We start from the raw sequence: 26,180 nt of genomic DNA on the forward strand, positions 1-26,180 counted from the left end.
AAAATAAATTGTTTCTTTCGTTGTTTTTCCTTTTTACATAAACTTTGCTATAATAACCTAGTTAGGAGTGATTTGGTGAAACGTGCAAATTTTCATTGGGTGCGACCGCAAGATAGCGAAGCTACCCCTGTATTTAAAGAATTGATCCAAGCAAGAAAGATTCCTGAGCGCATCGGCGCGTTGCTATGGCAAAGAAATATTCGAACAGCAGAAGCGCTAGCCGCTTTTTTATCAACGGATCTGCAATACCTTCATGATCCGTTTCTCTTTCATGATATGGATAAGGCCGTGGAACGGATCCATGAAGCCATTTTAAATGGTGAGCGGATCTTGATTTATGGCGACTATGACGCAGATGGGATTACGAGCACCACCGTATTAAAAGAAACACTGGAGTTGCTAGGGGCTGAAGCTGAATATTATCTGCCCAATCGCTTTTCAGATGGGTATGGTCCCAACATAACTGTCTATCAAGATAAAATTGCGGCAGGGACTCAATTGATCATCACCGTTGATAATGGGGTATCTGGACATGAGGCAATTGCTTATGCTCAAGGGCAAGGGGTCGATGTGATCGTGACGGATCACCATGAACTTCCTGCAGAACTCCCAGAAGCCTTTGCCATCGTTCATCCCCGTCACCCTGAAGGAAACTATCCGTTTGGTGATTTAGCGGGAGTCGGTGTCGCATTTAAAGTGGCTTGTGCCCTATTAGAAGAAGTGCCCGTCGAACTGCTGGACCTTGTTGCAATTGGGACGATTGCTGATATGGTTTCTTTGACAGATGAGAATCGACTACTAGTCAGCAATGGCCTGAAAATGATCCAACAAACTGATCGGCTTGGTTTGAATGAGTTGTTGACGGTCAGTGGATTGAAAAAACGAACAGTCAACGAAATCGATATTGGTTTTGCTGTTGGCCCCCGCCTCAATGCAATTGGTCGGTTGGAAGATCCTAATCCTGCTGTTCGTTTGTTAACCACATTTGATGAAGAAGAAGCAGTAACCTTAGCCAAGACATTAGATACGATCAATCAGCAGCGAAAAACTTTCGTTGAAGAAATCATGAAAGAAGCGCAAGAAAAAATCGACCCTGCCAATCATGTTCATCTGGTCGTAGGTGATAACTGGCACGAAGGGGTTTTAGGAATCGTAGCTGGACGTATCATGCAAAGTACCGGACAGCCCGTGATTGTTTTGACCAAAAAAGAAAATGGGTTAGCAAAAGGGTCAGGTAGAAGTGTCGCTGCGTTGAATCTATTTGAAATGTTGGCTACGATGAAAGACATGTTTACCAGTTTTGGTGGTCATCATGCGGCGGTTGGCTTAAGTATCCCGATTGATCATTTGGACATGCTACAAGCTCAGATGAATCGCTATGTGGAAGAAAATGGAATTGATCTTAGTCAGGGAATCCCCTTAGCGATCGATGAGGAACTGCCATTGGCGGAAGTATCGATCAACTTTATTGAGTCTTTAAACGTTTTAGCGCCTTTCGGAACGGACAATCCGTTACCGAAATTTCTGTTTTCCAATTTATCGACTCAAAATGCCCGCCAGATTGGTACCGAAAACCAGCACTTGAAGTTAGTGATGACAGATGAGTCCAATCTACAGCTAGATGTGATTGGCTTTGGTTTTGGAAAAGACTCAGTAGAGTTTGAAAATGATCGACTATCGATCGTCGGTCAGCTTTCAATCAATGAATGGAATGGCAACAAAAAACCGCAGCTGATGTTGGATGACTTTGCAGTGGAAGGGCTGCAGTTGTTTGATTATCGTTCGAAAAGGAGTCGGCAAGGTGTCTCTCTGGGAAATGAAACATTAGGGGTCGTTTTCAATAAGAAACTGCCTCGAGAGCTGCAAGGATTTTGTGGACAAACGATCTTATTCGACTCGGTGGCTGCTGTGAAAGATACATTTTGTGCTGGTCCGTTCCAAGAGATCGCGTTTTTAGATTGTCCTGCTGATATTGCTGTGATCAAAGAGGTCGTTCAAGCGCTTCATGCTTCAAGAATTGCGTTTGTGTTTTACTCGACGGAAGATGCCTATTTAGACGGGGTAGGAACCAGAGAGCAATATGGTCGGCTTTTTCAATTGATCAAGCAGCAGCCTCGTTTGGATATTCGCTACAAATTAAAGATGGTCGCTAACTATCTAAAAATTCCAGAAAAATTACTTATTTTTATGATTCAGGTGTTTTCTGAGCTGGAATTTGTTACAATACAAGATGGTGTTTTGAATAAAACGGCTGATCCTGTTTCTCGTCCGCTGACAGAGAGTCATTTGTATCAGCAACGACAAAAAATGATCAAAACAGAAGAATTTTTATTAATGAGTGATTTATCAACCCTACGTCAGTGGTTGACAGTCTAGGAGGAAAAAAAATGGATTTAAAAGAGTATATTGCTAGTATTCCGGATTATCCCCAAGAGGGAATTATTTTTCGGGACATCTCGCCGCTAATGGCTGATGGAGAAGCGTATCGTTATGCGACACAGCAGATCGTTGAGTATGCACAAGAAAAAGGCATCGATATGGTGGTAGGACCAGAAGCCCGCGGATTTATCGTTGGTTGCCCAGTTGCGTACCAGTTAGGTGTCGGCTTTGCCCCAGTACGTAAAAAAGGCAAATTGCCACGGGAAACCATTGAAGCAGAGTATGAAAAAGAGTATGGCGTGGATGTTTTGACGTTGCATGCCGATGCTATCAAACCAGGACAACGTGTCTTGATTTGTGACGATCTACTAGCAACTGGCGGAACGATCAAAGCAACGATTGAACTCGTAGAAAAACTAGGCGGTATCGTTGTGGGCTGTGCCTTTTTGATCGAACTAATGGATTTACATGGAAGAGATAAAATCCAAGGTGTTGAAATCAAGACGTTAATGGAATACTAAAAAAGAAGAAACAAAAAAGGACTCGCAGGAGTCCTTTTTTGTTTCTTCTGCCTTATGGCGTATGTAGGGGAAGGATCATGGTTCGTAACGATAAAAATCATGATCGTGATAATAATGGCGGTTACGTTTGCGCTCTGCTTGGCGGAATTTCTTTTCATCCCATAGCATGAACCAAAGCATCATTAGAGGACAAAAAATCAGAACAGCACTTAGAACGCCAAAATAGCCAATAACAATACCCATCAATAAAACCCATAACATAAAACCAAATCGACGAACTGCTTTCATCTCATTCACTCCTTAAATAATACGAACTTATGTTTGTATGCTTATTATACGAATGTTTGTTCGGTTTGTAAAGAGGAAAGAAAAAAAATCTTCGTAAAAACGAAGATTTCCTAGTCAGCTCGTTGAGCATCAAAGCAGATGTCGATACAACCCAACAACCAATCCTAAAATCGTTACGTCAGGCAAAATGATTGGTTCTAAGTAATCATTTTCCGGTTGTAAACGAATGTAATTCTTTTCTTTATAGAATCGTTTGCAAGTAGCTTCATCTTCATCTGTCATAGCGATCACAATATCACCATTTTGCGCACTTTGTTGTTTGCGAACGATCACTTGATCGCCGTCAAGGATGCCAGCATTGATCATACTTTCTCCTCGGATCGTCAACATAAACAAACTACCGGTACTATTTGCTAAATCTGGCGGAATCGGAAAGAAATCGGATGCATCTTCCACTGCTAAAATCGGTTCTCCCGCAGTTACGACACCAAGCATCGGAATGGATGCTGGCTGAACATCGATTTTTTCAAGACCGGAAGAAGTTAATTCAATGGCTCTGGGTTTTGTAGGATCTCGCAAGATCAACCCCTTTTTTTCAAGTCGGGACAAATGGCCATGAACAGTTGAGGTAGAAGATAACTGAACGGCTTCGCCAATTTCGCGAACAGTCGGCGGATAGCCTTTTTCAGTGACACGGGTATGAATGAACTTAAGAATTTCGATTTGTCGATTTTCTGTTCGTTTTGCCAAAACTGACACCTTCTTTCATTTGATAACATTAGTGTACCATAGGTATATCGAATATTCAAACAAATGTTCGCTTTTTACACTATTGTTTTTATTCGCTAGTTTGTAGTAAAATCAAGAGGGAAAAGGAGGAACGAATATGCTATCTCAAGAAAAATTAGCTCGAATCAATGAACTTGCCAACAAGAAAAAAACAGAGGGTTTGACTGAGGCAGAAACGAACGAACAAAAAGTTCTACGTGACGAGTATTTAACCGCCTTTCGTGGAGGAATGCGTCACCATATCGAAGGAATGAAGATCGTTGATCCTGAAGGTGCTGATGTGACACCAGAGAAATTAAAAGAGATTCAAAAGAAAAAAGGTCTCCACGGCAGATAATTGTGAATTCCTTTTCATTGCTATTGAAATAAGCATCTGAATCACGTATAATAAAAGATGTAATAAAGGTAAAAAAAACCTAAATTAGGAGGAACTACCATTGTTTGATAAAATCGATCAATTAGGAGTGAACACCCTTCGTACATTAAGTATCGAAGCCGTACAAAAAGCCAATTCAGGACATCCAGGATTACCGATGGGGGCAGCACCCATGGCCTATGCCTTGTGGACGAAACACTTGAAAGTCAATCCAACGACTTCTCGCAACTGGGTGGATCGTGACCGCTTTGTTTTGTCTGCTGGACACGGTTCGGCGCTATTGTACAGCTTGTTGCATGTGTCTGGTTACGATGTGACCATTGAGGATCTAAAAAACTTCCGTCAATGGGATAGCCGCACGCCAGGACATCCAGAAGTCGATCACACAGACGGCGTGGAAGCAACCACTGGACCTTTAGGACAAGGGATCGCCATGGCAGTCGGTATGGCAATGGCCGAAGCCCACTTGGCTGCAACCTATAATCGCGAAAAGTATCAAGTCATCGATCACTATACCTACGCTTTATGTGGCGATGGCGACTTGATGGAAGGTGTTTCGCAAGAAGCTGCATCCATGGCTGGTCACATGAAATTAGACAAACTGATCGTCTTGTACGATTCAAATGACATCTCCCTAGATGGCCCAACTTCAAAAGCCTTTACAGAAAATGTCGGTGCGCGTTTTGAAGCGTATGGCTGGCAACACATTCTCGTTGAAGACGGCAATGATTTAGAAGCGATCTCGAAAGCGATCGACGAAGCAAAAGCTGAAAGCGACAAACCAACCTTGATCGAAATCAAGACTGTGATCGGATACGGTGCGCCAAATCAAGGCACCTCTGCCGTTCATGGTGCGCCGATCGGTGCCGAAGGCATTTCTGCAGCCAAAGCGATTTATGGTTGGGAATACCCAGAATTTACCGTACCTGAAGAAGTTGCCGCGCGCTTCAAAGAAACCATGATCGATGAAGGACAAAAAGCTGAAGCCGCTTGGAACGAAACTTTCCATGCCTATGAAGCAGCCTACCCAGAACTTGCGGCGCAATTCAAACAAGCCTTTGCGGGTGAATTGCCAGCAGATTGGGATGCAGCATTACCAAGCTACGAAGTTGGCAGCTCACAAGCTAGTCGAGTATCCAGCAAAGAGATGATCCAAGCCTTATCCAAAGCCGTCCCTAGTCTCTGGGGTGGATCGGCTGACCTTTCTGGATCCAACAACACGATGGTGGCAGCAGAAAAAGACTTTGAACCTGGCCAATACGAAGGCCGCAACATTTGGTTTGGTGTCCGAGAATTTGCGATGGCGGCAGCGATGAACGGCATCCAATTGCATGGCGGTACGCGAATCTATGGCGGAACCTTCTTCGTCTTCGTTGATTACTTGCGTCCAGCGGTGCGCTTGTCTGCGATCCAGCATGCACCTGTGATCTATGTCTTGACGCATGACTCCGTGGCGGTGGGAGAAGATGGACCGACGCATGAGCCAATCGAGCAATTAGCCAGCGTCCGGTGCATGCCAAATGTCCAAGTGATTCGTCCAGCAGACGGCAATGAAACCCGTGCTGCCTGGAAATTGGCCATGACGACAACGGATAAACCAACGGTCTTAGTCTTAAGCCGACAAAATCTACCAGTGATCGAAGGCACGCAAACCGGTGCGGATGAAAATGTCGCAAAAGGTGGCTACGTGATTTCAAAACAAGCTGGTGAAACACCAGCGGGGATTTTGATCGCCACAGGTTCTGAAGTGAATCTTGCGGTTCAAGCACAAGCTAAATTGGCAGAAGAAGGCATCGATGTATCGGTGGTCTCCTTACCAAGCTTTGATCTGTTTGAAGCGCAAAGCTCAGAATACAAAGAAAGCGTCTTGCCAAAAGCAGTGAAGAAACGGGTAGCGATTGAAGCGGCTTCCCCATTTGGTTGGGAACGTTACACCGGTTGCCATGGAAAAGTGATCGCGATCGATCACTTCGGTGCATCAGCACCTGGCGACAAAGTATTAGCAGAATTCGGCTTTAGTGTTGAAAATGTTGTGAATACTTTTAAATCAATCGATTAATTGATCGACAATCAATCAAAGCTAGCACGTTCGAGAATCTTTTCGATTTTCGAGCGTGTTTTTTTCGAGTACTGCTCACTCTGAAAGTGCCAGAGTGACTTATTTAAGGTAGTAGTGGCTAAGATTTCTGAAAAATGGTTTCACCACAAGATATAGACTCTTTTAATAGTAAGAGAGAAGCAATACAATTCCATTCTAATAGTTTTTTTAAAAACTTCTCAGTAATTAACAAACTGAGAGGGATGTCCAGAAAGTTTTTTAAAAGTCTTTTGTCGGGTCGGAAGTGAACATTGTTTGCACTGCTAGGCATTTTTCCGTATAATAGCTGTATTGATTTATTTGAAAAAACGTACAGTTACTGGAGGAAAAAGATGGGAAGTTATCAAACAAGAAGTGAAAGACATCATCAACCAAAGAAGACGATGAAAAGACCTAGTAAAAAGGTGGTGGTCTCTTTGATGGGTGCAGGAATGATGTTAGCGCCAATGACGGTCACTTTCGTTCCTCAACAGGTACAAGCTGCTGAGAATCAATATGCGACGCAGGACATCTCAGGGTTCATCGAACAAATTGGCTGGTCAGCACAAGATGTTGCTGCCAACAATGATCTATATGCTTCTGTGATGATCGCTCAAGCGATTTTGGAAAGCGGCTATGGTTCTTCCGCATTATCCAATGCCCCCTATTACAATTTATTTGGGGTCAAAGGCAGTTACAACGGACAAAGTGTGTATATGCCTACCCAAGAGTATTTGAATGGTCAGTGGGTAGAGATGAATGAACCGTTTCGTCAATATAACTCTTATTGGGAATCGTTTCAGGATCATGCGAACGTCTTGCGAAGTACAAGTTTCGCGACAGGGACTGCTCATTACAGTGGTGTCTGGAAAAGCCAAACAACCTCATTTTATGATGCAACGAATTACTTGACGGGACGTTATGCTACCGATCCAGGTTACGCACAAAAACTGAACTGGTTGATCGAAACCTATCAGCTTACACGGTTCGATACAGGAACGACACAAAATACAGCCTGGACAAACACAACTAGCACAACGACCAGCGAAACAACGACGACCACGTATTCAGGTAGTACATCTTCAGCACAGAGCTATCAAGTTGCTTCTGGGGATACGCTTTGGGATATCGCCAACCGATTTGGAACAACCGTTGATGCGTTGATGGCATCGAATGGATTATCCAGTGAGATCATCGTTATCGGACAAGAGTTGATCGTATAAGTAAGTTAAAAACCTTAAGATGGATTGCTACAATTGCAGCCAATCTTAAGGTTTTTTTGACGTGGCAATCAAACTCTGGTCAGTGGAAATAGAACAAAGTATAAAACTATATGAAAAAAAATTTGAAATTGCTTACTTTTTATTCGCAACTCCGAGGTATTTTAGGTAGAATGGAAGAATAAGAACGGGAGGGATTTTCAATGACAAAAATCTATCAATCGGTCAATGAATTAGTTGGTCATACGCCAATCGTCAAATTAAATCATATCGTAGAAGAAGGTTCTGCTGATGTGTATGTGAAATTAGAGTTTTTCAATCCTGGGGGTAGCGTAAAGGACAGAATTGCTTTAGCCATGATTGAAAAAGCCGAAAAAAGCGGCTTATTGAAAGCCGGCGATACGATTATCGAGCCAACCTCAGGAAATACGGGGATCGGTTTAGCCATGATCGGTACGGCAAAAGGCTATCGGGTTGTGTTGGTTATGCCAGAAACGATGAGTATCGAAAGACGGAAAATCGTACAAGCTTATGGTGCAGAGTTGATTTTGACGCCTGGGTCTGAAGGGATCACAGGATCCATTAACAAAGCAAAAGAATTAGCGGAGCAAGACGGCTACTATATGCCATTACAATTTGAAAATCCAGCTAACCCAGAAATTCATGAAAAAACGACAGGAAAAGAAATTGAGGATGCATTTGAATCAAAAGGTTTAGATGCTTTTGTCGCTGGAATCGGCACTGGTGGAACGATCACTGGAGCGGGCAAAGAACTGAAGCGCGTCTATCCTAATTTGAAAATAGTTGGTGTTGAGCCTGCTGAATCTGCGATTTTAGAAGGTGGTAAGCCAGGACCGCATAAGATTCAAGGGATCGGTACTGGATTTGTCCCTAAAGTATTAGATACCGAAATTTATGATCAAGTCATTGCAATTGCCAGTGACGATGCGATGAAAACTGCACGGCAAGTTGGGATGAAAGAAGGGATTTTAGTTGGAATCTCTTCAGGGGCTGCGATCCAAGCTGCTTTACAGGTAGCAAAAGAACTAGGCAAAGGCAAAAAAGTTTTAGCAATCGTGCCTGACAATGGCGAACGTTATTTGTCCACAGCACTGTATCAGTTTGAAGACTAACAATCGAGAGAAAGCAGGCATTGAAATGTCTGCTTTTCTTTCTCGAAAAAAGGGGACGGAAGCGGGCTGAAAAAAGCGTTTTGCCTTTGAAAAAATAAGGAAAGCTGTTTGAATTTTTAGGTTTTACATAGTATGATAGGTGAGATAAGAGAAATGGAGGAACTCCTGTGAGTACGATCTACGATGAAGCGATCAAACGATTAAAACATGAAAATATTCGTATTACACCGCAGCGAGTAGCGATATTAGAGTTTTTAGCCAGTCACGATGCCCATCCGACCGCTGAAGAGATTTATCGAGCGATTGAAGTTCATTTTCCTGGTATTAGTGTCGCAACGGTATACAATAACTTACGTTTGTTCACAGAAATTGGCTTTGTAAAAGAAATGAATTATGGAGATGCCTCCAGTCGTTTTGATTTTACAACGGAGCCTCATTATCATGCTATCTGCCAAAAGTGTGGAAAGATCGCTGATTTTTACTATCCAGGATTGGAAGATGTCGAAATGGCGGCTTCGAAATTAACTGGGTATCAAATAAATAACCATCGACTAGAAGTTTATGGTCTATGTCCCGAATGCCAAGTGAAAGAGGAGGAAACAAAATGAAGATAATTTCTACAGATCAAGCACCACAAGCAATCGGTCCTTATGTTCAAGCAAAAATCGCAAACGGCTTTTTGTTTGCTTCTGGTCAAGTTCCATTAGATCCTGTTTCGGGGGAAGTTGTCGGTACGACGATTGAAGTACAGACTCAGCAAGTATTGAAAAATATCAACGCGATTCTTGAAGCGGCGGAACTTACGCCAGATGACATCGTTAAGACGACATGTTTTTTAAAAAATATGAATGATTTCGTTCCTTTCAATAATACCTATAGCACATTGTTCAATGAAGAGTTACCTGCACGTTCTGCTGTAGAAGTTGCCCGCTTGCCAAAAGATGTTTTGGTTGAAGTTGAGATCATCGCAGCAGTCAAAGAAAAAGCGTAACCAAGAATGAATCGTGGGACGTCCGCCTTTGCGTCGTCCCCTTTTTATTGGATCGATCCTGGACCAAAGGATCATAGAGTTTCAGGTGAATCAAGGAGAAGAGGATACAGTATGGTTTCGTTAAAGGACTATTTAGCAAAAGGGCAAACAACGATATCAAATTTGCTTTTAGAAAATTACCATCATCTTGGATTGACAAATGACGAATTTTTGTTATGGCTGCAGTTGTATCGCAGTCATGAGCAAGGAAATGATTTCCCTGATTTACGTGAGATTGCCTCTGTGATGGGGAGTGATCAAAAAGAAATTTATCATTGGTTAAATCAATTACTTAAAAAAGATGTACTGCGAATGGAATCAAAAAAAGATGCTGCCGGAAAAATGGTTGATTATTATGATTTCACAGGAATCTATGACCGTTTAGAATTTCTCTTGACACAGCAATCGAAAAATGAGGCAGTAGAATCAAATGAAGAAAAAATCCGTGGGTTATATCGCTTGTTTGAAGGCGAGTTTGGTCGGCCATTGTCAGCAATCGAATACCAGCGGATCGGGCAGTGGTTGGATGAGGACCATTACGATCCGGAACTGATTCAGTTTGCTTTGCGAGAAGCGGTTTTGAATCAGGCTTATAGCTTAAATTACATCGATCGTATCTTACTTTCTTGGGAACGTAAGAATATCACGTCGAAAGCGCAAGTTGAGGAAGAACAAAAAAGAAGAAAAAAACAATTTCTTCAAAATGAGAATATTTCACAGGAAGAAGGGCCAATGCCCAAAATCCCTATGCATAATTGGTTAGAAGGAGAGTAACAGACAAGGAGTTCAAATAGTCCTATGATCAGCAAAGAAAAAACAATGATCGCCATCGAAACAATGTACGAGATGTTTCCCGAAGCGCATGGTGAATTGGTATCCAAAAATGCATTTGAATTATTGATCGCAGTCATTTTAAGTGCGCAAGCAACAGATGTCTCGGTAAATAAAGTCACCCCGGCACTTTTTGAGGCTTATCCTACACCGCAAGCTTTGAGCGAAGCACCTTTAGAAGATGTGATTGCAAAAATCAAGTCGATCGGTCTGTATCGAAACAAGGCAAAAAATATCAAAGCTTGTGCTTCGGAACTATTGCTACGTTTTGGTGGTGAAGTGCCGAAAACAAGAGAAGATTTGGTTTCTTTGCCAGGTGTCGGCAGAAAAACTGCGAATGTGGTACTTGGTGATGCCTATGGGATACCGGCAATCGCTGTCGATACCCACGTCGAACGGGTGTCAAAAAGATTGCGCATTTGTAAATTAGATGCCAATGTACTAGAAGTTGAACAAACGTTGATGAAAAAGATTCCCGAACCATTATGGGTCAAAACCCACCATACGATGATTTTCTTTGGCCGTTATCATTGTACCGCGAGGGCGCCAAAGTGTGAGATTTGCCCGTTGTTGGCGATGTGCCAAGAAGGAAAACTTCGCATGAAGGGGAAGAAAACCATCTAATGGTGAACATAAACCAAAAGTAACTAGGATCAAGACGCTAAGCGAAATCGCTTAGCGTTTTTTTTTTTTTTGCACAAATTGATAAAAAAACAGGTAATTAACGTAATACCCTTTATTAAAGCCCTTTCAAGTAACTGGAAAAACATAAGCTTACTGAATTTTTTTGATTACACCACTCAAAATCAGGTGTTTTTTCACAAATAGATCGTGTGAGGGGTGATGCTCGATGCGAAATGAACCTTCCAATACGCCTTTTTTTTGAAACTATTTGTAAGCTTAGTATGATGGGCTTCTTTCGCAAAATTTTTACCCTTTCTTTTTATAAAAATGCTTATTATTGGTCAATAAAACGTAAAATTAATAATAAAATTCACCCATTGGTGAAAAATAATATTTCAAATCTGTGAAAATCATCAGTATAGTGATCTTTGTCAAAGGTTATAAGTCTTTCTCTGCTATTTTACGAATGACAGAAAAAGCGTTGCACAGTTCAAATGATTCTGAAGCGATCTCAAAATCATTTTTGTTAACGGGTCTTAGGCAAACGCTGTTTTGAAAAGATCACTTATAAGACGTGGCAAGTATAGAGGAGGAGGGAGAATGAAAGGAGAAAAGGTATGGAAATTAGTTCGTATGGTTCTGTTTTGCACTCTTTTTTATGGGATAACTATTTCTACGGTAGCGGTGAATGCTCAGGAAGTGCAGTCGGTTGAAACAGAAAGCTCTGTGCTCTTTACCGGTGTTTATGAGCCTATTGGGCAACCCGAACCAGCACCGCCAGCAGGCCCTACAAAGAATATCTCGCCACCAAACAAGGTAGCAAAACCAGGTGGTATTTTACCAAAGACCAACGAGACAAGAACTTACGGCGTAATCTTTCTTGGATTACTGCTTGTACTGGTTGTATTGTTTGTGCAATATACCAAACATCGATCAAAATTTGTGATGGTTAAAAAGAAAAGACAAATAATTTGAAAGCAGGGATGAATTTGAAATTCGTACGATTTGCATCGGCAGCTGTTTTAGCTGCAACTTTATTTACTATTAGCGCGGAAGCCTTCGCTACTGAAAGTGTAACAAACCATGATACAGAAGGGAAAGTTCTCTTTGTACCAAACGATAGCGAAGCGACAGTAGTTCAACCACCAAATCCTGGTCCTAATGGTCCAGATGTAGAGATCAATCCAGTCGGCCCGGAAGGACAAACGGGACCATTGACCATTGCTTACGCACCTACGCTTAATTTCGGTGAGCAAGTGATTTCTAATACCGATCAAGAATATAAGCTAGTGGCTGAATTACACAAGCTAAAAGACGCGGAAGATAGTGAAGAAAGAGTTCCTTATGTTTCATTTGCCCAAGTCCAAGATACGCGTGGGACAAATGCTGGTTGGGATTTAAAAGTTTCCTTAAGTGCTTTTGAATCAGGAACACAGAATAATGAACTGACTGGAGCAAGAATTCGTTTTAATTCGCCAAAATTGGAATATAACGGAAGCAACCAAGAAAATGAGCCACAAATTCATGCGGATGGATTGATTTTAGATGCTACAAATAGTGAACGTTCGGTTCTGACCGCTGCTCAAACAAAAGGTGCTGGCGTATCGTCAGTCGTTTGGGGCGATCAGGAAGAAATCAATCGACAAGTAGAAGCAGGTGCAGAGGTTGTTGAAAATGCTGGAATCGAGTTACTTGTTCCTGGATCAACAGCAAAAGACGCTGCTCTTTATGAAGCAACTCTTACTTGGACTTTGGCTGCAACAGCTGGACCGGACGGAGAAACGGTTCAGTAACTTGGTTTTGTACTGAATAAAAAAAGAAAGAGGGAACTAGAAATGAAAAAGATTCGTTTAGCTACGGTCGCTGTATTATCCACCACTTTACTAGCAGGAGGCGTTCAAGCCTTTGCCCAATCTTCATTAGAAACGACTACCGATAACGTTGTAGGGTTTACCTCAGACGGAAGCGATCTAACAGTGGTACAACCGCCAGTCGTGTACCCAGAAGTAGATACAATCGAACCAACACCGCCAGGACAAACTGGGCCATTTACCATTGCTTATGCACCACAAACTTTCGATTTTGGTCAGAATGCTATTTCTACCAGTGATCGTTGGTATTCAATCGTTGCTGATGAGCGTAATTTGGCTGATCAATCAGGTACGACACCGTATGTATCGTTTGCCCAAGTGCAAGATACCCGAGGAACGCATGCTGGTTGGACATTAAATGTTAGTCTAACTGATTTTACTTCCGAATCAGGAGATGTCTTGACTGGGGCAAAAATCAAGTTGGCAAACCCTGAAATCGTGTTCAACAAAGGCGAGGGTAATCGAGACTTACAGCCAAGTGCCGTTATCAATAATGAAGAACAAAATGCGTTGATCCTAGATGTCAACGATCAAGACATTCCTGTCATGCGTGCTTCGGTCGGTCAAGGTGCGGGCGCTTCATCGATTTACTGGGGAGATCAAGAAAAATTGACGGAACAAAACCTTAATAAACAAGAAGGCGAAATTATCAGAAATGATGATATTCAACTATTTGTACCAGGCTCTACCACGCAGCTAGCAACTAACTATACTGCGGAAATGACATGGACGCTAACTGCTTCTGTTGATAGTGGCGGCGAAACAGTAAATCCGTAAGAAGGATCATAGCTTGCAACAAGAAACAACTGGCAGGAATAGTAAATTATTCCTGCCTTTTTTGGAAGGAGAACCACTTTTGACTGAACAACGTATGAGAATGAAATGGATAAAAACGGTTACCTGTGCGGTCATCCTACTATCATTCTTTTTTTCACCAAGAATGAGCTATGCTCAGACAGAATCAGAATTAAACTTTTATGTGACGCCTATCTTACCGGAAAGTCAGCTGGAAGGAGGGGCGTTGGGGTATTTCGATTTAAATCTTGGGGCAGGAGAACGTGATGAATTGGCTTTAGAGATCGAAAATGGTTCTGATCAAGCGATCGAAATAGAAATTTCTGCCCATACGGCATTTACGAATGTGAATGGTGTTGTGGAATATGGCAGGGATGCAGAATCCCCTGATCCGACTTTACCTGCATCAATTGATGAACTGGTAGAGGTGCCTGAAACCGTATCGTTCGATCCATTAGAAAAACGAATCATTTCTTTACCGATTACGATGCCAGAAGAGGAATTTAAAGGGGTTTTGGCAGGTGGCATTCGAATCAAAGAGGTTATTTCTGAAGAGGAGCAAACACAATCTGCTGAAGAAGGATTAGGCATTCGGAATGCATTTTCCTATGTCATTGGTGTGGTAGTAAGCAACAATCGGTCCGCAACGGATCCGGGATTGGAACTGCTTGATGTTTTTGCCGATCAAGTAAACTTCCGAAACGTATTTAGCGCTGTTATCCAAAATTATACTTCAACATTTGTCAATCAATTGGAAGTAACAGCTGAAATTCGTTCTGTTGGTGGTGAGACGATCTTATATGAAACAAGTCAATCATCTATGCAAATGGCTCCTAATTCACATATGCATTTCCCAATTCCCTTGAACGGTGATCGTTTTCGTAATGGGGAGTATGTATTGAATCTTACTGCTCGGTCAGGAGAGGAAGAGTGGTCTTGGGAACAGACATTTAGCGTAGAGGCAGAAGATGCTCGCCGCTTAAATGAACTCGATGTCACTGTAGATACGTCACTCAATTGGTGGATGATCGCCACGGCTGGTCTAATCAGCTTGCTTCTAATTATTGCGATCATCCTAATTGTTCATAAGAAAAAAAATGCAAAGGAAGGTGGGAAAAGTTGAAATGAAGAATACCCCGCACAAGGTAATAATTGCGATCATTATTGGATTACTAAGTGTGCAAACTTTTTTTCCAAGTCTGAGCAGTATCCTATTGCCGGAAATCCACGCCATCGATCACACGATTGAACCGTTGGACGAAACGCAGAATATGTCCTTGCTTGATAAAGCAACACAACCGATCCAAACAAAAGAATTTGACATCCATCAACCTTTTTTTCAGTTTCCAGTTAGTGTGATTGAAGGTGTCGTGGATCAACCGATCGACGTTTTCGTCGTATCAAGCCAACCTTTAAATGAGATTACGCTAGTTGTAGCGAAAGAAGCAGCGATCGTGGAAGAAGAATTTGCTGCAGAATTGAAGAATAAGAAGCTGTCTGAAGAAGAACAGGAATGGACGCTCACCTTTGATGAAGAGCTAATGGAGTTCGAGATTCCTATCGTCTTTAATAAAATAGGCGATTATCGACTTTTTATAGGTGAAGCGGAACTAACGATCGAAGTACAGGCAGAAGATGACGGGGAAGAGGACTTGGATGATGATGCAGATAATGAAACGATCGAGACAGAGGTCTCACCATCAGACACGCCGCAGGAAGGGGAACGAACCACGCAACCTTCTAATGACGCGAACCTAAATGAGAATCAGCAAGACACAGAAGCTGACCAAGCAGAAGCAATTGCCCAATTGACAGAACCAGTCACACCGTTAGACGAAATCAGTCACCGGGATGTTTCCAACTGGCAAGAGTTTATGGCGGCAATCGTGAATAGAGAAGTAAATTATATCAATATCGTAAATGACTTTGAATCATCAAACAATCCTACTCAAGGAGTTTCTGGAGTCGCTGCGGGAAGTGCAACTTCCAACCCAACAAATGGATTAGCCTATATTTGGACCAATGCTTCTGGAATTTCAAGAACGCTTGTGATCGAAGGCAATGGGTATCAAATCGACTTTAGAGCTGTTGCTGTCGGATTTTATGATAGTACCGTCAATAGTGCAACGCCGTGGGACATCACGTACCAAAATATCGATATCGTTCATGGCAACTATTATGGCTTCATGAATTTTACGAATATGAGCATTCCCCAACAGAATCTATCCAGAATGCGCTACCATAATTTGACCAATGCGGGAAATCAATTGATTCACTCGCACGCAACACCTGTCGTTATGTCTGGCGAGGTAACATCGCATCAATCACCGACGTATACGTCCCGATCAGGACGAGTACAAACGATCAACGCAACGAATCAGGTAAATATGGAAATAACCCAATTAGAAGTTCTCGATAACGCAGTAGTTGACATGTCAACGATTAATGCGGGAAATATTTATTTGTACTATGCAACGGGGCGAATGATTATTGGCGATGATGTGAAAATGACCTTGCGAACAGCTGGTACAGGAGGAGAAGCCTTTGGGGCAAATATTTACATTCAAAATGGTCGGATCGATATCGGTAATCGATCAGAGCTTCATTTGAACGCTCGAGCCAACTCCCCCGCAATCAGTATGTATGCTAGCGGCGCCCACTTTGAAATGTCTGAGGATAGCAAAGTGGTAATCAGAGCTGACGGACGTACCACAAGCCTCAATGGATGGGGCTATAACATTATCTACATGGGTGCTGGAAGCACGATGCTTATTGGAAATAAAAGCAGTGTCGAAATTGATGCAGTGAATCAAGGGACCACCACCTCCGGAGTGATCCATGTAGCCGGTGCCGCCACATTTATTGTTGCTAAAGAAGGAGTCTTGGATATTAAGTCGGACGGAACCAATCCCTCTCATTCCTTGATGACATTTTTGAGCTCGGCCTCAACCTTCACTTTTGCGGATGCACAACGCATCAATTTAGAGAAAACAAGGGCGGTTACCGGAAATGCAGCAAATAGCAGCCTTATTTCGATTTCCGGCAGCGGCGGGCTATTAGATGTGGATATTCAAGCAGCGAAGCAATGGCGGCATGGAAACTTGACGGAGGAACCAGACTTCAGTTGGAGTCCAATCTTCAATTTAAAAGTGAATTTTGCCTCTACCTTGTCATCGATTTCGAATGTTTCTTCCATCTCACAAGAGATCGTTGATCATTTTCGCGCGAATTTTACCACAAGAGCACAACGTATTCTATTTGAATATATTCCAGATGTCGAGGTTCATTTAGAACCATTAACGGAAGATCCGGCACTGGAAGGCTCAAGAATCATTAGGGGAAAAGCCACACCATATAGTGTGATTCGTTTTGACGGAGATCCAGCGATTCCCGCACCGCAACTGCAATCACCCTCTTTTGATGATAACAGCTTGTTTCATCTTCAAGCAGATGCCAATGGTGATTTCAGCTTGACCTTAGCCGAGGGGGAGCGGTTTACAAAACATAATACGGTGACGGCTTACGCTTTCTTAAATGGAAAATTTGATACAGCTGAAACAGTTGTTCAAGAGATTGCCACAATGAATCCACGAGATCCGATCGCGCCAGATATTGAAGTGAATCCAGAAAATAAACCGGATATACCAGAACATTTAGGGTTTATCAGTATCGATTTCATCTCCCAGTATAGCTTTGGAGATGTATCAATAAGTGCAGATACCAAACAGTACAAGGCATTGCCACAACGTCTTAGCAGTGCTGATGGCTCAGTAACTGAGGAACGACCAAATTACGTGCAGATTTCTGACCGGCGCGCTCAATTTACCGGCTGGGAATTAAACGCGACATTATCCGCTGCAGGATTTCGTAATGATCGAGGAGAAGAACTTCGGGGTGCACGAATTATTTTAGAAAATGCAGTTATGCTGACGAATGCCGCCAATTCAGCAATTCCTCCCACTTATAGTGAATCAATGATCCTTGATCCTGGGGTACCCGCTTTGATCGCTGAAGCGGATGCAAATGAAGGAAGCGGTACCTGGATTCAGCGCTACGGGGATATGGGGACGATGGGGGATAGTGTCAAACTTGAAGTACCCATTGGATCAAATCCGCGTAACATGACCTATCAAGCAACGATTGAATGGGAGTTAAGTTTTGTCCCATCTACCGAATGATCGATGCTCAATCTTATCAAATGGAAGCTGTTGACGCCTATGACAGCTTCCATTCTTGATAGGAAGACAGTGAATAAATCGGTTGAAAAGCAGTGGATTTTAACGCTTTTTTATGGTAGATCACGCTGCTGAGCAAAATCTGCTTAAGCTAGCTAAATCAATCGTTTGCTTCAAAAATAATCGCGAAGATACAGAGTTCACCTAAACTCGTGCAAAAACTATTCAAGCAACTTTGAATCAGTTCGTCAGGTTTTGATCAAAACCAATGATGCCGGCTGAAACAAGAGAAAGGAAACTGTATGAAGAGTAGAAAAAAGAAGTCATATTTAACATTATTCAGTGCTGGGATTTTAGCAAGCCAACTTTTTGTTTCTCCCGTATTACTGGCGAAAGAAAGCCCTCAGCCTGATAACTATTCAGAAAATACAAATGTCGAACAGCAACTTGATGACCAAGATTCATCGGCAGCAGAAGCCCAAGAGAGTCAAGAAGACGTCAGCAAAGAGCAAACGGAGGGCTCGACCGAGTTATCCTCCGAATCAAATGAGCCGCTTATGGATTCAGAAACAGCAGATACCGTTGTAGAATCTCTTGATTCGTCTGAAGAAGCAGACTCAACGCAAACGACCGAGTCATCGGAAACGACCGAACTAGAGGAATCAGAGTCCGCGGAACCTTCCGAGGAAGAGGAAAAAATAGATGCTGAAACGGACGATCTAGAAGTAGAAACAGAGAACAAGCCAAAAGAGACCGACTTGATTGATGAGTCATTGGCACCAAAAGAAAATGAAATTTCAACTGAGAGCAACGAAAATACTGAAAATGCAAAAAAAGAGGAGCCGAAAACACCTCCGATTATTGCACCTGAGCAAGTAATAAACCCTGTCGTTCAATCACCAGATGCTACTTCTCACTTGAAAAATTCTTTTTATGATGGACGTACCATTGATATACCAGAGAGTTTTCGGGCAGCAAAGATCGCAGATTCGAATCTGTTAGATTTCACCTTGCCGATATTAGCTGATTATGATGCGCAATGGCAAGCGGCATTCGTCTACGAGATCATCGGGCAAATTGGTGAACTAGAAGAACCATTGACGATGGACGAATGGATCAATGAACGGATCAAAGCGGTTATAAAAGGAGAAGCTAGCTGGATAGAAAAAGAACAGCAGGTTGAACAATTACAACCGGGGGATCTTTTATATGACGCAAATAAGTTAATCGGTATCTACCTCGCAGATGGTTACCAAGCAAGTTTAGTGACAAATCAAGAAGAGCCAACGAAAACTGCCATCGAAGTTCAGCGGGTTTCTATCGAAGAGCTGCTATCGATCAGACGGCTATCAAATCCTGAATTGGCTACATATGGCGAAAAGCTAGTTACTGAATATCCAGCCCCTTACGAATTTACAGTGAATCAAAAGACCTAGACGTTTATTGAAACATTGGCACAAGAAGCCCAAAGCTTAGGGCAAGAATACGATGTCTTTGCTTCTGTATTGATCGCGCAAGCGATCCTTGAAAGCGGCAGTGGCGACAGCGGGCTTTCCAGCAGTCCCCATTATAACCTTTTTGGGATCAAAGGCAGTTATCAAGGAAACAGCGTGACTTTACCAACAATGGAAGATAAAGGCAACGGAGAACTATTCCAAATTCAAGCCGCCTTTCGTTCCTATTCAAGTTATCGAGATTCCATGGCTGATTATGTCAAATTGATTCGCGGAGGAATCACTGGAAATCCAACCTTTTATCAAGACGTGTGGCGCTCTGAATCAAAAAACTATCTTCGGGCAGCAGATGCTTTGACGGGCACTTATGCGACCGATGTTAATTATAGTAAAAAAATCAATTCACTGATTGCGGTCTATGGATTGACGCAATATGACCAAGTGATCGCAACAGAAACAGGCTTGTTTATCCAACGAAAAGAACAAATTCCAGAAGAGTATCGCTCCCTCATGACATTTCGAGAATACAACGGTCGTGACTACAATCTTTCTGGTTCGTATCCTGTTGGACAATGTACTTGGTATGTGTTCAATCGCGTGAGTCAATTAGGCGGTCAAGTAGATGACTACATGGGAAATGGTGGTCAATGGGGCAATACCGGACGACGTTTAGGTTACAACGTCAGTCAAACACCTAAAGCAGGCAGTATGATCTCTTTTGCACCTGGAACAGCTGGATCTGATCCTCGTTATGGTCATGTCGCTTTTGTTGAAGCCGTTGGTCCAAATGGTATTTTGGTTTCAGAAGGAAATGTCTATGGTGGAACCACAATCTCTTATCGCGTGATCAGCAATGAATTGGCGCACTCATCAAGTGTTTCATATATTATGCCAAAATAAGGATGGAGGGCTGGCAATATGAGTAAAAGGCATAGACAAATAGGTCTTCCTATCAGCGGTATCTTTTTGATGGTCCTTTTGCTTATTGCGTTTCTTCAGCCGTATCGACTGGCGTTAGTCAGAGGAGCGTCCATGCTGCCGACGATCGAGGATCGACAAGTTGTGCTGATCCATAAAAAGCGCCAGCCAAATCGCTATCAGCTGATCGCTTTCGAACAGGAAGGGAAATTTTTGGTCAAGAGAGTGATTGGTGTGCCGGGAGATTCCTTCGTTCGTACACAGGAGCGTTTATTGATTGGGGCGGAGGATACTGACTTTGATTTTTCATTTATGATCACTGTGAAGGATGAAGCCTTTGAGGCGTTGCCGATTCGGGGGTACCTCAAAGAAGATGAGTACTATGTCGTTGGCGATGCACTGCTCACTTCAAGTGATAGTAGAGAATTTGGAATCATTTCAAGTAAAACCTTTTATGGTGTGGTGATCACGTTCTTCTGACACATCAGCTTCTTGAAAGGAAGCTTGCGATGATTCATTTCTTGCAACATATCAACGAGACTAAGTTTGTATCAAAAGGGATGAATAAAACGAATTTTAGTTTTGATGGAAGGAAGAGACTGTGATTTTTATTTATATTGGGATGATACTACTTGCCATTGGAGCAGGTAGTATCATCGGTTGGCGATTGTATCGAGAATATTTATTAAGAAAAGTTGAAAAGCAGCTGTCGTCAGATGCTTTAGCCAAAAGGAAACTGCGTTTATTTAAGCACAACCTGCGTAGTGGGCACTTGCTAATTGTATTGGGATGCAGTAGTGCCATAATCGTAAGTGTCTTGCTATTAACAGTTTTTCAACTGACAGGCGGCATTCATTTGCAAAAGCTGCAAGAAGAAACCAGTCAATTGAAAGAGGAAGTCTTCGCGCTAAGAACTGAGCAAACGGAATGGATGCGTATGCCGATTTTTGCTTATCCTGAGAACGGCTTTGCTTTTGAAGCGATTGATTGGGAGCATTTACTCGTATCCAATGATCGTGAAGCACAGTTTGCAGCTGAATATGAGTTGGCCTATCAGTTATCACCATATCTAGGTCGCACCGTAGCGATGATTTTTGTTGATCAGCCCTTGCAAGAAATCTCGATTGTTCTATCTAGCAAATTACCATCAATTGATGACTTAAACGGATGGGAAGAAAATTTTTCTCGTCTACTACATGATATGCAGAACGTTCCCTTGATCACCCAAGGAACCTTCTCTGTTCAATTTTCCAAGGATTCTGATCAGTCCTTTGAGCAGACGATCATTCGTGATGAGAATGGAGTTTGGACCCTTTTAGAACGCAGCTTTCCAAACACTGACGCTCAAGAAGTAGCTAATAACGAGGGGAGCGAAAGCATATCCTCTACTCCTCAAACGGATCAAAGTGAAACGATCAATACAAATGAACAAAAAGGCAGTGTGAAAAATTAATGATGAAAAAGAAAAACAAAGGTTTGTTTTCTGTCCAAAAGCTAATGGATGAAGTAAATCAATTATCCATAGGAGAGCTGAATGAATTTGAGGAGACAAATCAAGAAGAGGGAATCATTGAGGATCAAGGGTCCGCAAAGGCTACGCCTGAAAAAAAAGAGAAAGGAACCAATCGACAAGCGGACAATGAACCCCCTAAAACCCAGAAAGAAACAGCGAAACCTGTCGCACAGACTTTAGCAAAACCGATTTCTCACCAAAGAGTGCCTGTTGATCAACAGACAGATCAAAGTGTCAAAAAGATAGCAGTGCAGCAAAAATCCTCTGGTAACCGTGATAACCACGCCAAAGATAGTCAACTCGTTGAAGACAAAGGAGAACGTATGGAGAAAGAATTGAGTATAAACCAGACACATAAGCAAGAGTCAGAAGAACAAGAAAAGGATCATATGATTGAAAATTTATCTTTTGAAATTAAAGAATTGATTTTAGAAAATGAGCAACTACAGGAAGAAAAAAAACAGTTAAAAAAACAGCAGAAGATAGTGGCTCAACAAGAAGCAGAGGCAAAAGAATTAAAAGCTTCGCTAGTAGAAGCGAATAAGAAAGTCAAAGACCTAGAAGAACAGCTTACAAAAGTAGATACAGAAAAACTTGAAGCAAAGATCCAGCAATTAGAAGCTAAGTTAGCTGTTCAGCAAGAAAAAGAGCAAAAAGAGAAACAAAATTACGAAAAGGAACGCGCTGAATGGACGTTGAAGCGGCAAGAAATCCAGCAGTTGCAAGAAGTAATTGCTGATTTGAAACAGCAATTGGCAGAAAAAGAAGAGCTTGCAGCAAAAGTTTCAGCTAGCGAATCAAATGAAGAAGTCGCAGAGCTTCAGGCGAAGATCGAAGCACTAAGGGAAGAAAATGCAACCCTACAAATCGAAAACGAGCAGTTCCAAACAGAAATCAGTGAGGTTTTAGTCTTTGCTAGAAGAAAAGCAAATCGCACGATTCAAGAAGCGAAGATCGAATCTGAACGAATGATCCGTACGACAGAAATGCGAATCGATGGCATTCATGATCGTGCCAAGGAGATTCTTTTTGAAGTGAACGAGACGAAAGAAAATGTGATTCATTTGTTTGACGATCTGCATAATCAAGTTTATCAGCTTTCAGATAAAAAATTGCTTTTTGAAGAGCTTGAAAAGTAAGCTTCTACATTTATATGGTCGTTATTAAAAAAACAGTAGATCAAAATCTGATCTACTGTTTTTCACTATTCTCAGTTATTCGGAGTTACCATCATTTGGTTCTGGTGGATCCGGCGGTGAAGAAGGATTTTCTTCACTGCTGGAAGGCGTTGTTGAGCCAGGATCCTGACTAGAAGCAGGAGGTGTAACGACCGAAGATGAATCATCCTCATCAGGTGTTGTCACTGGGGGTGTCACTTCGCTTGATGATTCTGTTGTACTTGATGGTGTTGCTTCACTACTTTCTGTAGAAGGTGTCGTCGGTTCAACGTACGAACTACTGCTGGAAGAACTTGGTGCTGAATAGCTTGGCTGCGTGTATGTCCCTTCAAGATAAAGCTCTCTTCCGATCCGTGTCAATCCGTCAGGCATTGTCCAGTCCGTGTTTTCTACAGAAGCAGAAACATAGCGCATCAATTCACGATAGACATCTGAAGCCACATGGGTACTACTATCAGTGATTGGTGTCATTTTGTCGTTGTATCCGGTCCATACCGCCAATGAGTAGGAGGGAGTATAGCCGGCAAAAGTTATATCCGGATAAGCACCGTTTGATGTATCCAGTTGTGCTAGCTGGTCATCGGTGTAATTGGAAGTTCCCGTTTTCCCTGCTTGGTATAACCCATCGATTTGCGCATTGGTCCCAGTACCGACAGAAATAACATCTTTCAAAATATCGGTCACCATATAAGCCGTCGTATCATCCATTGCTTCTTGACCATCAACTTTAAAGGATTCTTCATCTTCGGTCCCATCTTGCATGACGATTTTGTTGACGTACTGAGGTTCATAATAGGTGCCACCGTTTGAAAACGCAGCATAAGCAGCGGCCATTTTCAGGCTGGAGATCCCATATTTTGTGCCATCTAATTTATCCGTATTGCTAGAAATCGCATTAGATTGAGTAATCGTGTGGTATTCGATACCCAACCCGCTAAGAAAGTCGGCGATATTATCCGCTCCAACTTCATCAAACAATTTCACTGCTGGTACATTTCTGGATTCTGCTAAAGCAGTTCGAAGCGTGATATTGCCCATATATTGGCGATCCCAGTTGTACACAGGAATATCGGTTCCTTTATAAGTATAAGGTTCATCTAAAATCATTCTACCGGTAGAGTCTTGTAGAAATTGGAAGGCAGGGCCGTAGTCTGTGATCGGTTTAACGGTCGATCCAAAGTCCCGAGCGACGTTGACAGCCAGGTTGTTTGCGAGAACGTCATCAACGTTGCGGGCACCGATTTGAGCCGTGACTTTGCCCGTATTGACATCAACTAAGGTAGCGGCAACTTGCATCTTGTCGTCTGGATAATTAACATAATCATCGCTGTTGACGATGTCATATAACCGTTTTTGCGCATCGATATCGACATTGGTGTAAATATCTAAGCCATCGGTATAAACATCTTTGCCGGTTTTTTCTTTGACTTCTGCGATCACTTCGTTGAAGTAATTATCAAAGTATTTCCACTCTTGATTTTCTCGTGGGTTTTTCTGCAAGCCTTCTTGAATATCCTCGGCAACGGCGGCATCATATTCTGCTTGCGTGATTTTCTCGTTTTCAAGCATTGCGCCTAAAACCACATCTCGACGACTTTTCGCATTATCAGGATGAGCGAATGGATCAAACGCAGAAGGGGCATTTGGTAAACCAGCAATCAAAGCGGTTTGCGCTAGGTCTAGTTCAGCCAAAGGTTTGCCGTAAAACTTCATAGCAGCTGTTTGCATTCCATAAACCCCGTTGGACATATATACCTTATTAATATAGTAAGTCAAAATTTCCTGCTTTGATTTGGTTTGTTCAAGCCGAACCGCCATCCAAGCTTCTTGTGCTTTTCTTCGTAACGTTTGATCTTCGGCGCTGGTAGAAAAGAAGGACAGCTTGATCAATTGCTGAGTCAACGTACTTCCGCCTTGCATACCGCCGGTTGTGGCATTGGATAATGCAGAACCAACGATTCGGATCGGATCGACCCCGATATGCTGATAGAACCGACGATCTTCGACAGAGACGATCGCATCTTCCAGCAGTTGGGGAATCTCACTTGCGGTGATTTTTTCTCTCGTTTCACTTCCGAATTCAGTGATCAATTCACCGTTGGAGGCATAAAAGCGCGAAGAAACAGTCGAATCCAAACGTGTTTCATCAAGTGCTGGTGCATCTTTGGCGTACCACCAAAACAGCCCCATTCCTGATAAAATCCCGATACAGCCTAAGAAAAATAGGCCCATAAACACTTTTAAAATAATACTCCCAATACTTCGTTTGCCTTTGGCTTTAGGGGGCTTTGGTGCTTTTTTAGCAGTGCCTTTCTTAGAATCATGCCGAGAGGTCCTCGATTGTGATTCATTTGCCATACTCATCATTCTCCTTCATCGTTAAAAATTGATCAACTGCTTTTAAATAGGGAATACGCGGCGCAATTGAAGGGATAATTTCAATCCCATTCGTTTCAATATAGGCCAGTGTCATTGATTTTTTTCCCGTTTCCTTTTGCAGGTGCCACTGAGAAACTAAGCACTTGCTATCTAGAAAAAAGCAGCGTTGTAGACTAGAAAACCATAAAAGAACAAAACATAATCCCGCTTGTTCCAAACAGTCTTCCATATGCTTGATTTGGTGTGGATGAAAATTTTTAAAGGGAAATGACGTTTTGTTTTGAGTCTCTTTCGCTTCAAAGTCGATATATTGCCCTTGATAAACCCCATTGTAATCGGTGGTAGAGGCCTCTCGAAAGTAGGCTTCTTTAATTACTGCGGCGCTTCTTCTCGGATAATCTACCTTGACGATTTGAACTGGTGTCGGTTTCTTATGAATGACCGCAAGTTTGCGATTTAAATAATAAAGGTTGCTTTCATTGATCGCTTCTTCAAAACGCATCCCACGATTGGCATACGTTTTTGGCTTTATTAGTTTTTCTTGCATTTTTTGTTTTTTGCCGTCATCATAGGTAGTAGATTGTCCATTCGGGTAACGAATAACCATGTTGTTCACACTCCTAGGCAAC

At 42.3% G+C, this 26,180-nt stretch carries 22 protein-coding genes and 1 pseudogene; 19 read left to right on the top strand and 4 right to left on the bottom strand.

The features are described from left to right. Nucleotides 1-75 precede the first annotated feature (75 nt). Both recJ and IGJ42_RS07920 read left to right on the top strand, forming a co-directional pair. On the top strand, nt 76-2,376 hold the full coding sequence (gene recJ / locus IGJ42_RS07915; RefSeq protein WP_430616090.1) for a single-stranded-DNA-specific exonuclease RecJ: 2,301 nt from the start codon (nt 76-78) through the stop codon (nt 2,374-2,376). 11 nt (nt 2,377-2,387) lie between these two features. Next, the gene (locus tag IGJ42_RS07920; protein ID WP_005226167.1) at nt 2,388-2,900 is read left to right on the top strand and encodes an adenine phosphoribosyltransferase; all 513 of its coding nucleotides are present in this window, start codon (nt 2,388-2,390) and stop codon (nt 2,898-2,900) included. A 75-nt stretch (nt 2,901-2,975) separates the two neighbouring features. On the opposite strand, the gene IGJ42_RS07925 is transcribed toward IGJ42_RS07920, so the two are convergent. Then, complete coding sequence (locus IGJ42_RS07925) at nt 2,976-3,188, bottom strand: hypothetical protein (protein WP_005236082.1); 213 nt, start codon at nt 3,186-3,188, stop codon at nt 2,976-2,978. 129 nt (nt 3,189-3,317) lie between these two features. Beyond that, a complete protein-coding gene (gene lexA, locus IGJ42_RS07930; protein WP_008381880.1) occupies nt 3,318-3,938 on the bottom strand; it encodes a transcriptional repressor LexA in 621 nt (206 codons plus the stop codon). 136 nt (nt 3,939-4,074) lie between these two features. On the opposite strand from lexA, the gene IGJ42_RS07935 reads away from it, so the two are divergent. From IGJ42_RS07935 to IGJ42_RS08015, 17 genes and pseudogenes are all read left to right on the top strand, one after another. Continuing rightward, nucleotides 4,075-4,314, top strand: a complete 240-nt coding sequence (locus IGJ42_RS07935; protein WP_005236078.1) for a DUF896 family protein — start codon at nt 4,075-4,077, stop codon at nt 4,312-4,314. 100 nt (nt 4,315-4,414) lie between these two features. Beyond that, nucleotides 4,415-6,412: a transketolase gene (gene tkt, locus IGJ42_RS07940; RefSeq protein ID WP_430616092.1), complete on the top strand. Its 1,998-nt coding sequence runs from the start codon at nt 4,415-4,417 to the stop codon at nt 6,410-6,412. Nucleotides 6,413-6,783: 371 nt separating this feature from the next. After that, nucleotides 6,784-7,653, top strand: coding sequence for a glucosaminidase domain-containing protein (locus tag IGJ42_RS07945; protein WP_301388730.1), 870 nt, complete (start codon nt 6,784-6,786; stop codon nt 7,651-7,653). 200 nt (nt 7,654-7,853) lie between these two features. Further along, a complete protein-coding gene (gene cysK, locus IGJ42_RS07950; RefSeq protein WP_005236064.1) occupies nt 7,854-8,783 on the top strand; it encodes a cysteine synthase A in 930 nt (309 codons plus the stop codon). A gap of 167 nt (nt 8,784-8,950) precedes the next feature. Then, the gene (locus tag IGJ42_RS07955; protein WP_005226158.1) at nt 8,951-9,391 is read left to right on the top strand and encodes a Fur family transcriptional regulator; all 441 of its coding nucleotides are present in this window, start codon (nt 8,951-8,953) and stop codon (nt 9,389-9,391) included. Beyond that, nucleotides 9,388-9,774 (top strand): RidA family protein, encoded by a 387-nt coding sequence (locus IGJ42_RS07960; protein WP_005236057.1) that lies wholly within the window; start codon nt 9,388-9,390, stop codon nt 9,772-9,774. The genes IGJ42_RS07955 and IGJ42_RS07960 overlap by 4 nt, the downstream gene beginning before the upstream one ends. A 111-nt stretch (nt 9,775-9,885) precedes the next feature. After that, nucleotides 9,886-10,587, top strand: a complete 702-nt coding sequence (locus IGJ42_RS07965) for a DnaD domain protein (protein WP_005236055.1) — start codon at nt 9,886-9,888, stop codon at nt 10,585-10,587. Between the two features lie 24 nt (nt 10,588-10,611). After that, nucleotides 10,612-11,268 (top strand): endonuclease III, encoded by a 657-nt coding sequence (gene nth / locus IGJ42_RS07970; RefSeq protein WP_005236053.1) that lies wholly within the window; start codon nt 10,612-10,614, stop codon nt 11,266-11,268. A gap of 600 nt (nt 11,269-11,868) precedes the next feature. Further along, complete coding sequence (locus IGJ42_RS07975; protein WP_086332365.1) at nt 11,869-12,243, top strand: LPXTG cell wall anchor domain-containing protein; 375 nt, start codon at nt 11,869-11,871, stop codon at nt 12,241-12,243. A gap of 14 nt (nt 12,244-12,257) precedes the next feature. Beyond that, nucleotides 12,258-13,061, top strand: a complete 804-nt coding sequence (locus tag IGJ42_RS07980; protein ID WP_008379814.1) for a WxL domain-containing protein — start codon at nt 12,258-12,260, stop codon at nt 13,059-13,061. Nucleotides 13,062-13,103: 42 nt separating this feature from the next. Further along, nucleotides 13,104-13,916 carry a WxL domain-containing protein gene (locus IGJ42_RS07985; protein WP_430616094.1) on the top strand — a complete coding sequence of 271 codons (813 nt, stop codon included), beginning with the start codon at nt 13,104-13,106 and terminating at the stop codon, nt 13,914-13,916. Between the two features lie 13 nt (nt 13,917-13,929). Further along, on the top strand, nt 13,930-15,057 hold the full coding sequence (locus tag IGJ42_RS07990; RefSeq protein ID WP_086332367.1) for a DUF916 and DUF3324 domain-containing protein: 1,128 nt from the start codon (nt 13,930-13,932) through the stop codon (nt 15,055-15,057). Between the two features lies 1 nt (nt 15,058). Continuing rightward, nucleotides 15,059-18,112: a pectate lyase-like adhesive domain-containing protein gene (locus tag IGJ42_RS07995; RefSeq protein WP_430616097.1), complete on the top strand. Its 3,054-nt coding sequence runs from the start codon at nt 15,059-15,061 to the stop codon at nt 18,110-18,112. Between the two features lie 299 nt (nt 18,113-18,411). Continuing rightward, nucleotides 18,412-20,463 (top strand): annotated as a pseudogene (locus tag IGJ42_RS08000) (glucosaminidase domain-containing protein). Between the two features lie 18 nt (nt 20,464-20,481). Next, nucleotides 20,482-20,961: a signal peptidase I gene (gene lepB, locus IGJ42_RS08005; RefSeq protein ID WP_430616099.1), complete on the top strand. Its 480-nt coding sequence runs from the start codon at nt 20,482-20,484 to the stop codon at nt 20,959-20,961. 121 nt (nt 20,962-21,082) lie between these two features. Next, nucleotides 21,083-21,934 carry a hypothetical protein gene (locus tag IGJ42_RS08010; RefSeq protein ID WP_422705965.1) on the top strand — a complete coding sequence of 284 codons (852 nt, stop codon included), beginning with the start codon at nt 21,083-21,085 and terminating at the stop codon, nt 21,932-21,934. Further along, a complete protein-coding gene (locus IGJ42_RS08015) occupies nt 21,934-23,133 on the top strand; it encodes a hypothetical protein (RefSeq protein WP_086332370.1) in 1,200 nt (399 codons plus the stop codon). Before IGJ42_RS08010 ends, IGJ42_RS08015 begins: the two co-directional genes overlap by 1 nt. A gap of 75 nt (nt 23,134-23,208) precedes the next feature. Here the strand turns inward: IGJ42_RS08015 and IGJ42_RS08020 are convergent, their stop codons facing one another. Both IGJ42_RS08020 and recU read right to left on the bottom strand, forming a co-directional pair. Next, complete coding sequence (locus tag IGJ42_RS08020; protein ID WP_223347094.1) at nt 23,209-25,530, bottom strand: PBP1A family penicillin-binding protein; 2,322 nt, start codon at nt 25,528-25,530, stop codon at nt 23,209-23,211. Beyond that, nucleotides 25,520-26,158 carry a Holliday junction resolvase RecU gene (gene recU, locus IGJ42_RS08025; RefSeq protein ID WP_005236038.1) on the bottom strand — a complete coding sequence of 213 codons (639 nt, stop codon included), beginning with the start codon at nt 26,156-26,158 and terminating at the stop codon, nt 25,520-25,522. The genes IGJ42_RS08020 and recU overlap by 11 nt, the downstream gene beginning before the upstream one ends. Between the last annotated feature and the right edge of the window lie 22 nt (nt 26,159-26,180).

The organism is Enterococcus sp. DIV1067f (assembly GCF_050543505.1).
Classification (GTDB): Bacteria; Bacillota; Bacilli; order Lactobacillales; family Enterococcaceae; genus Enterococcus_D; species Enterococcus_D entomosocium.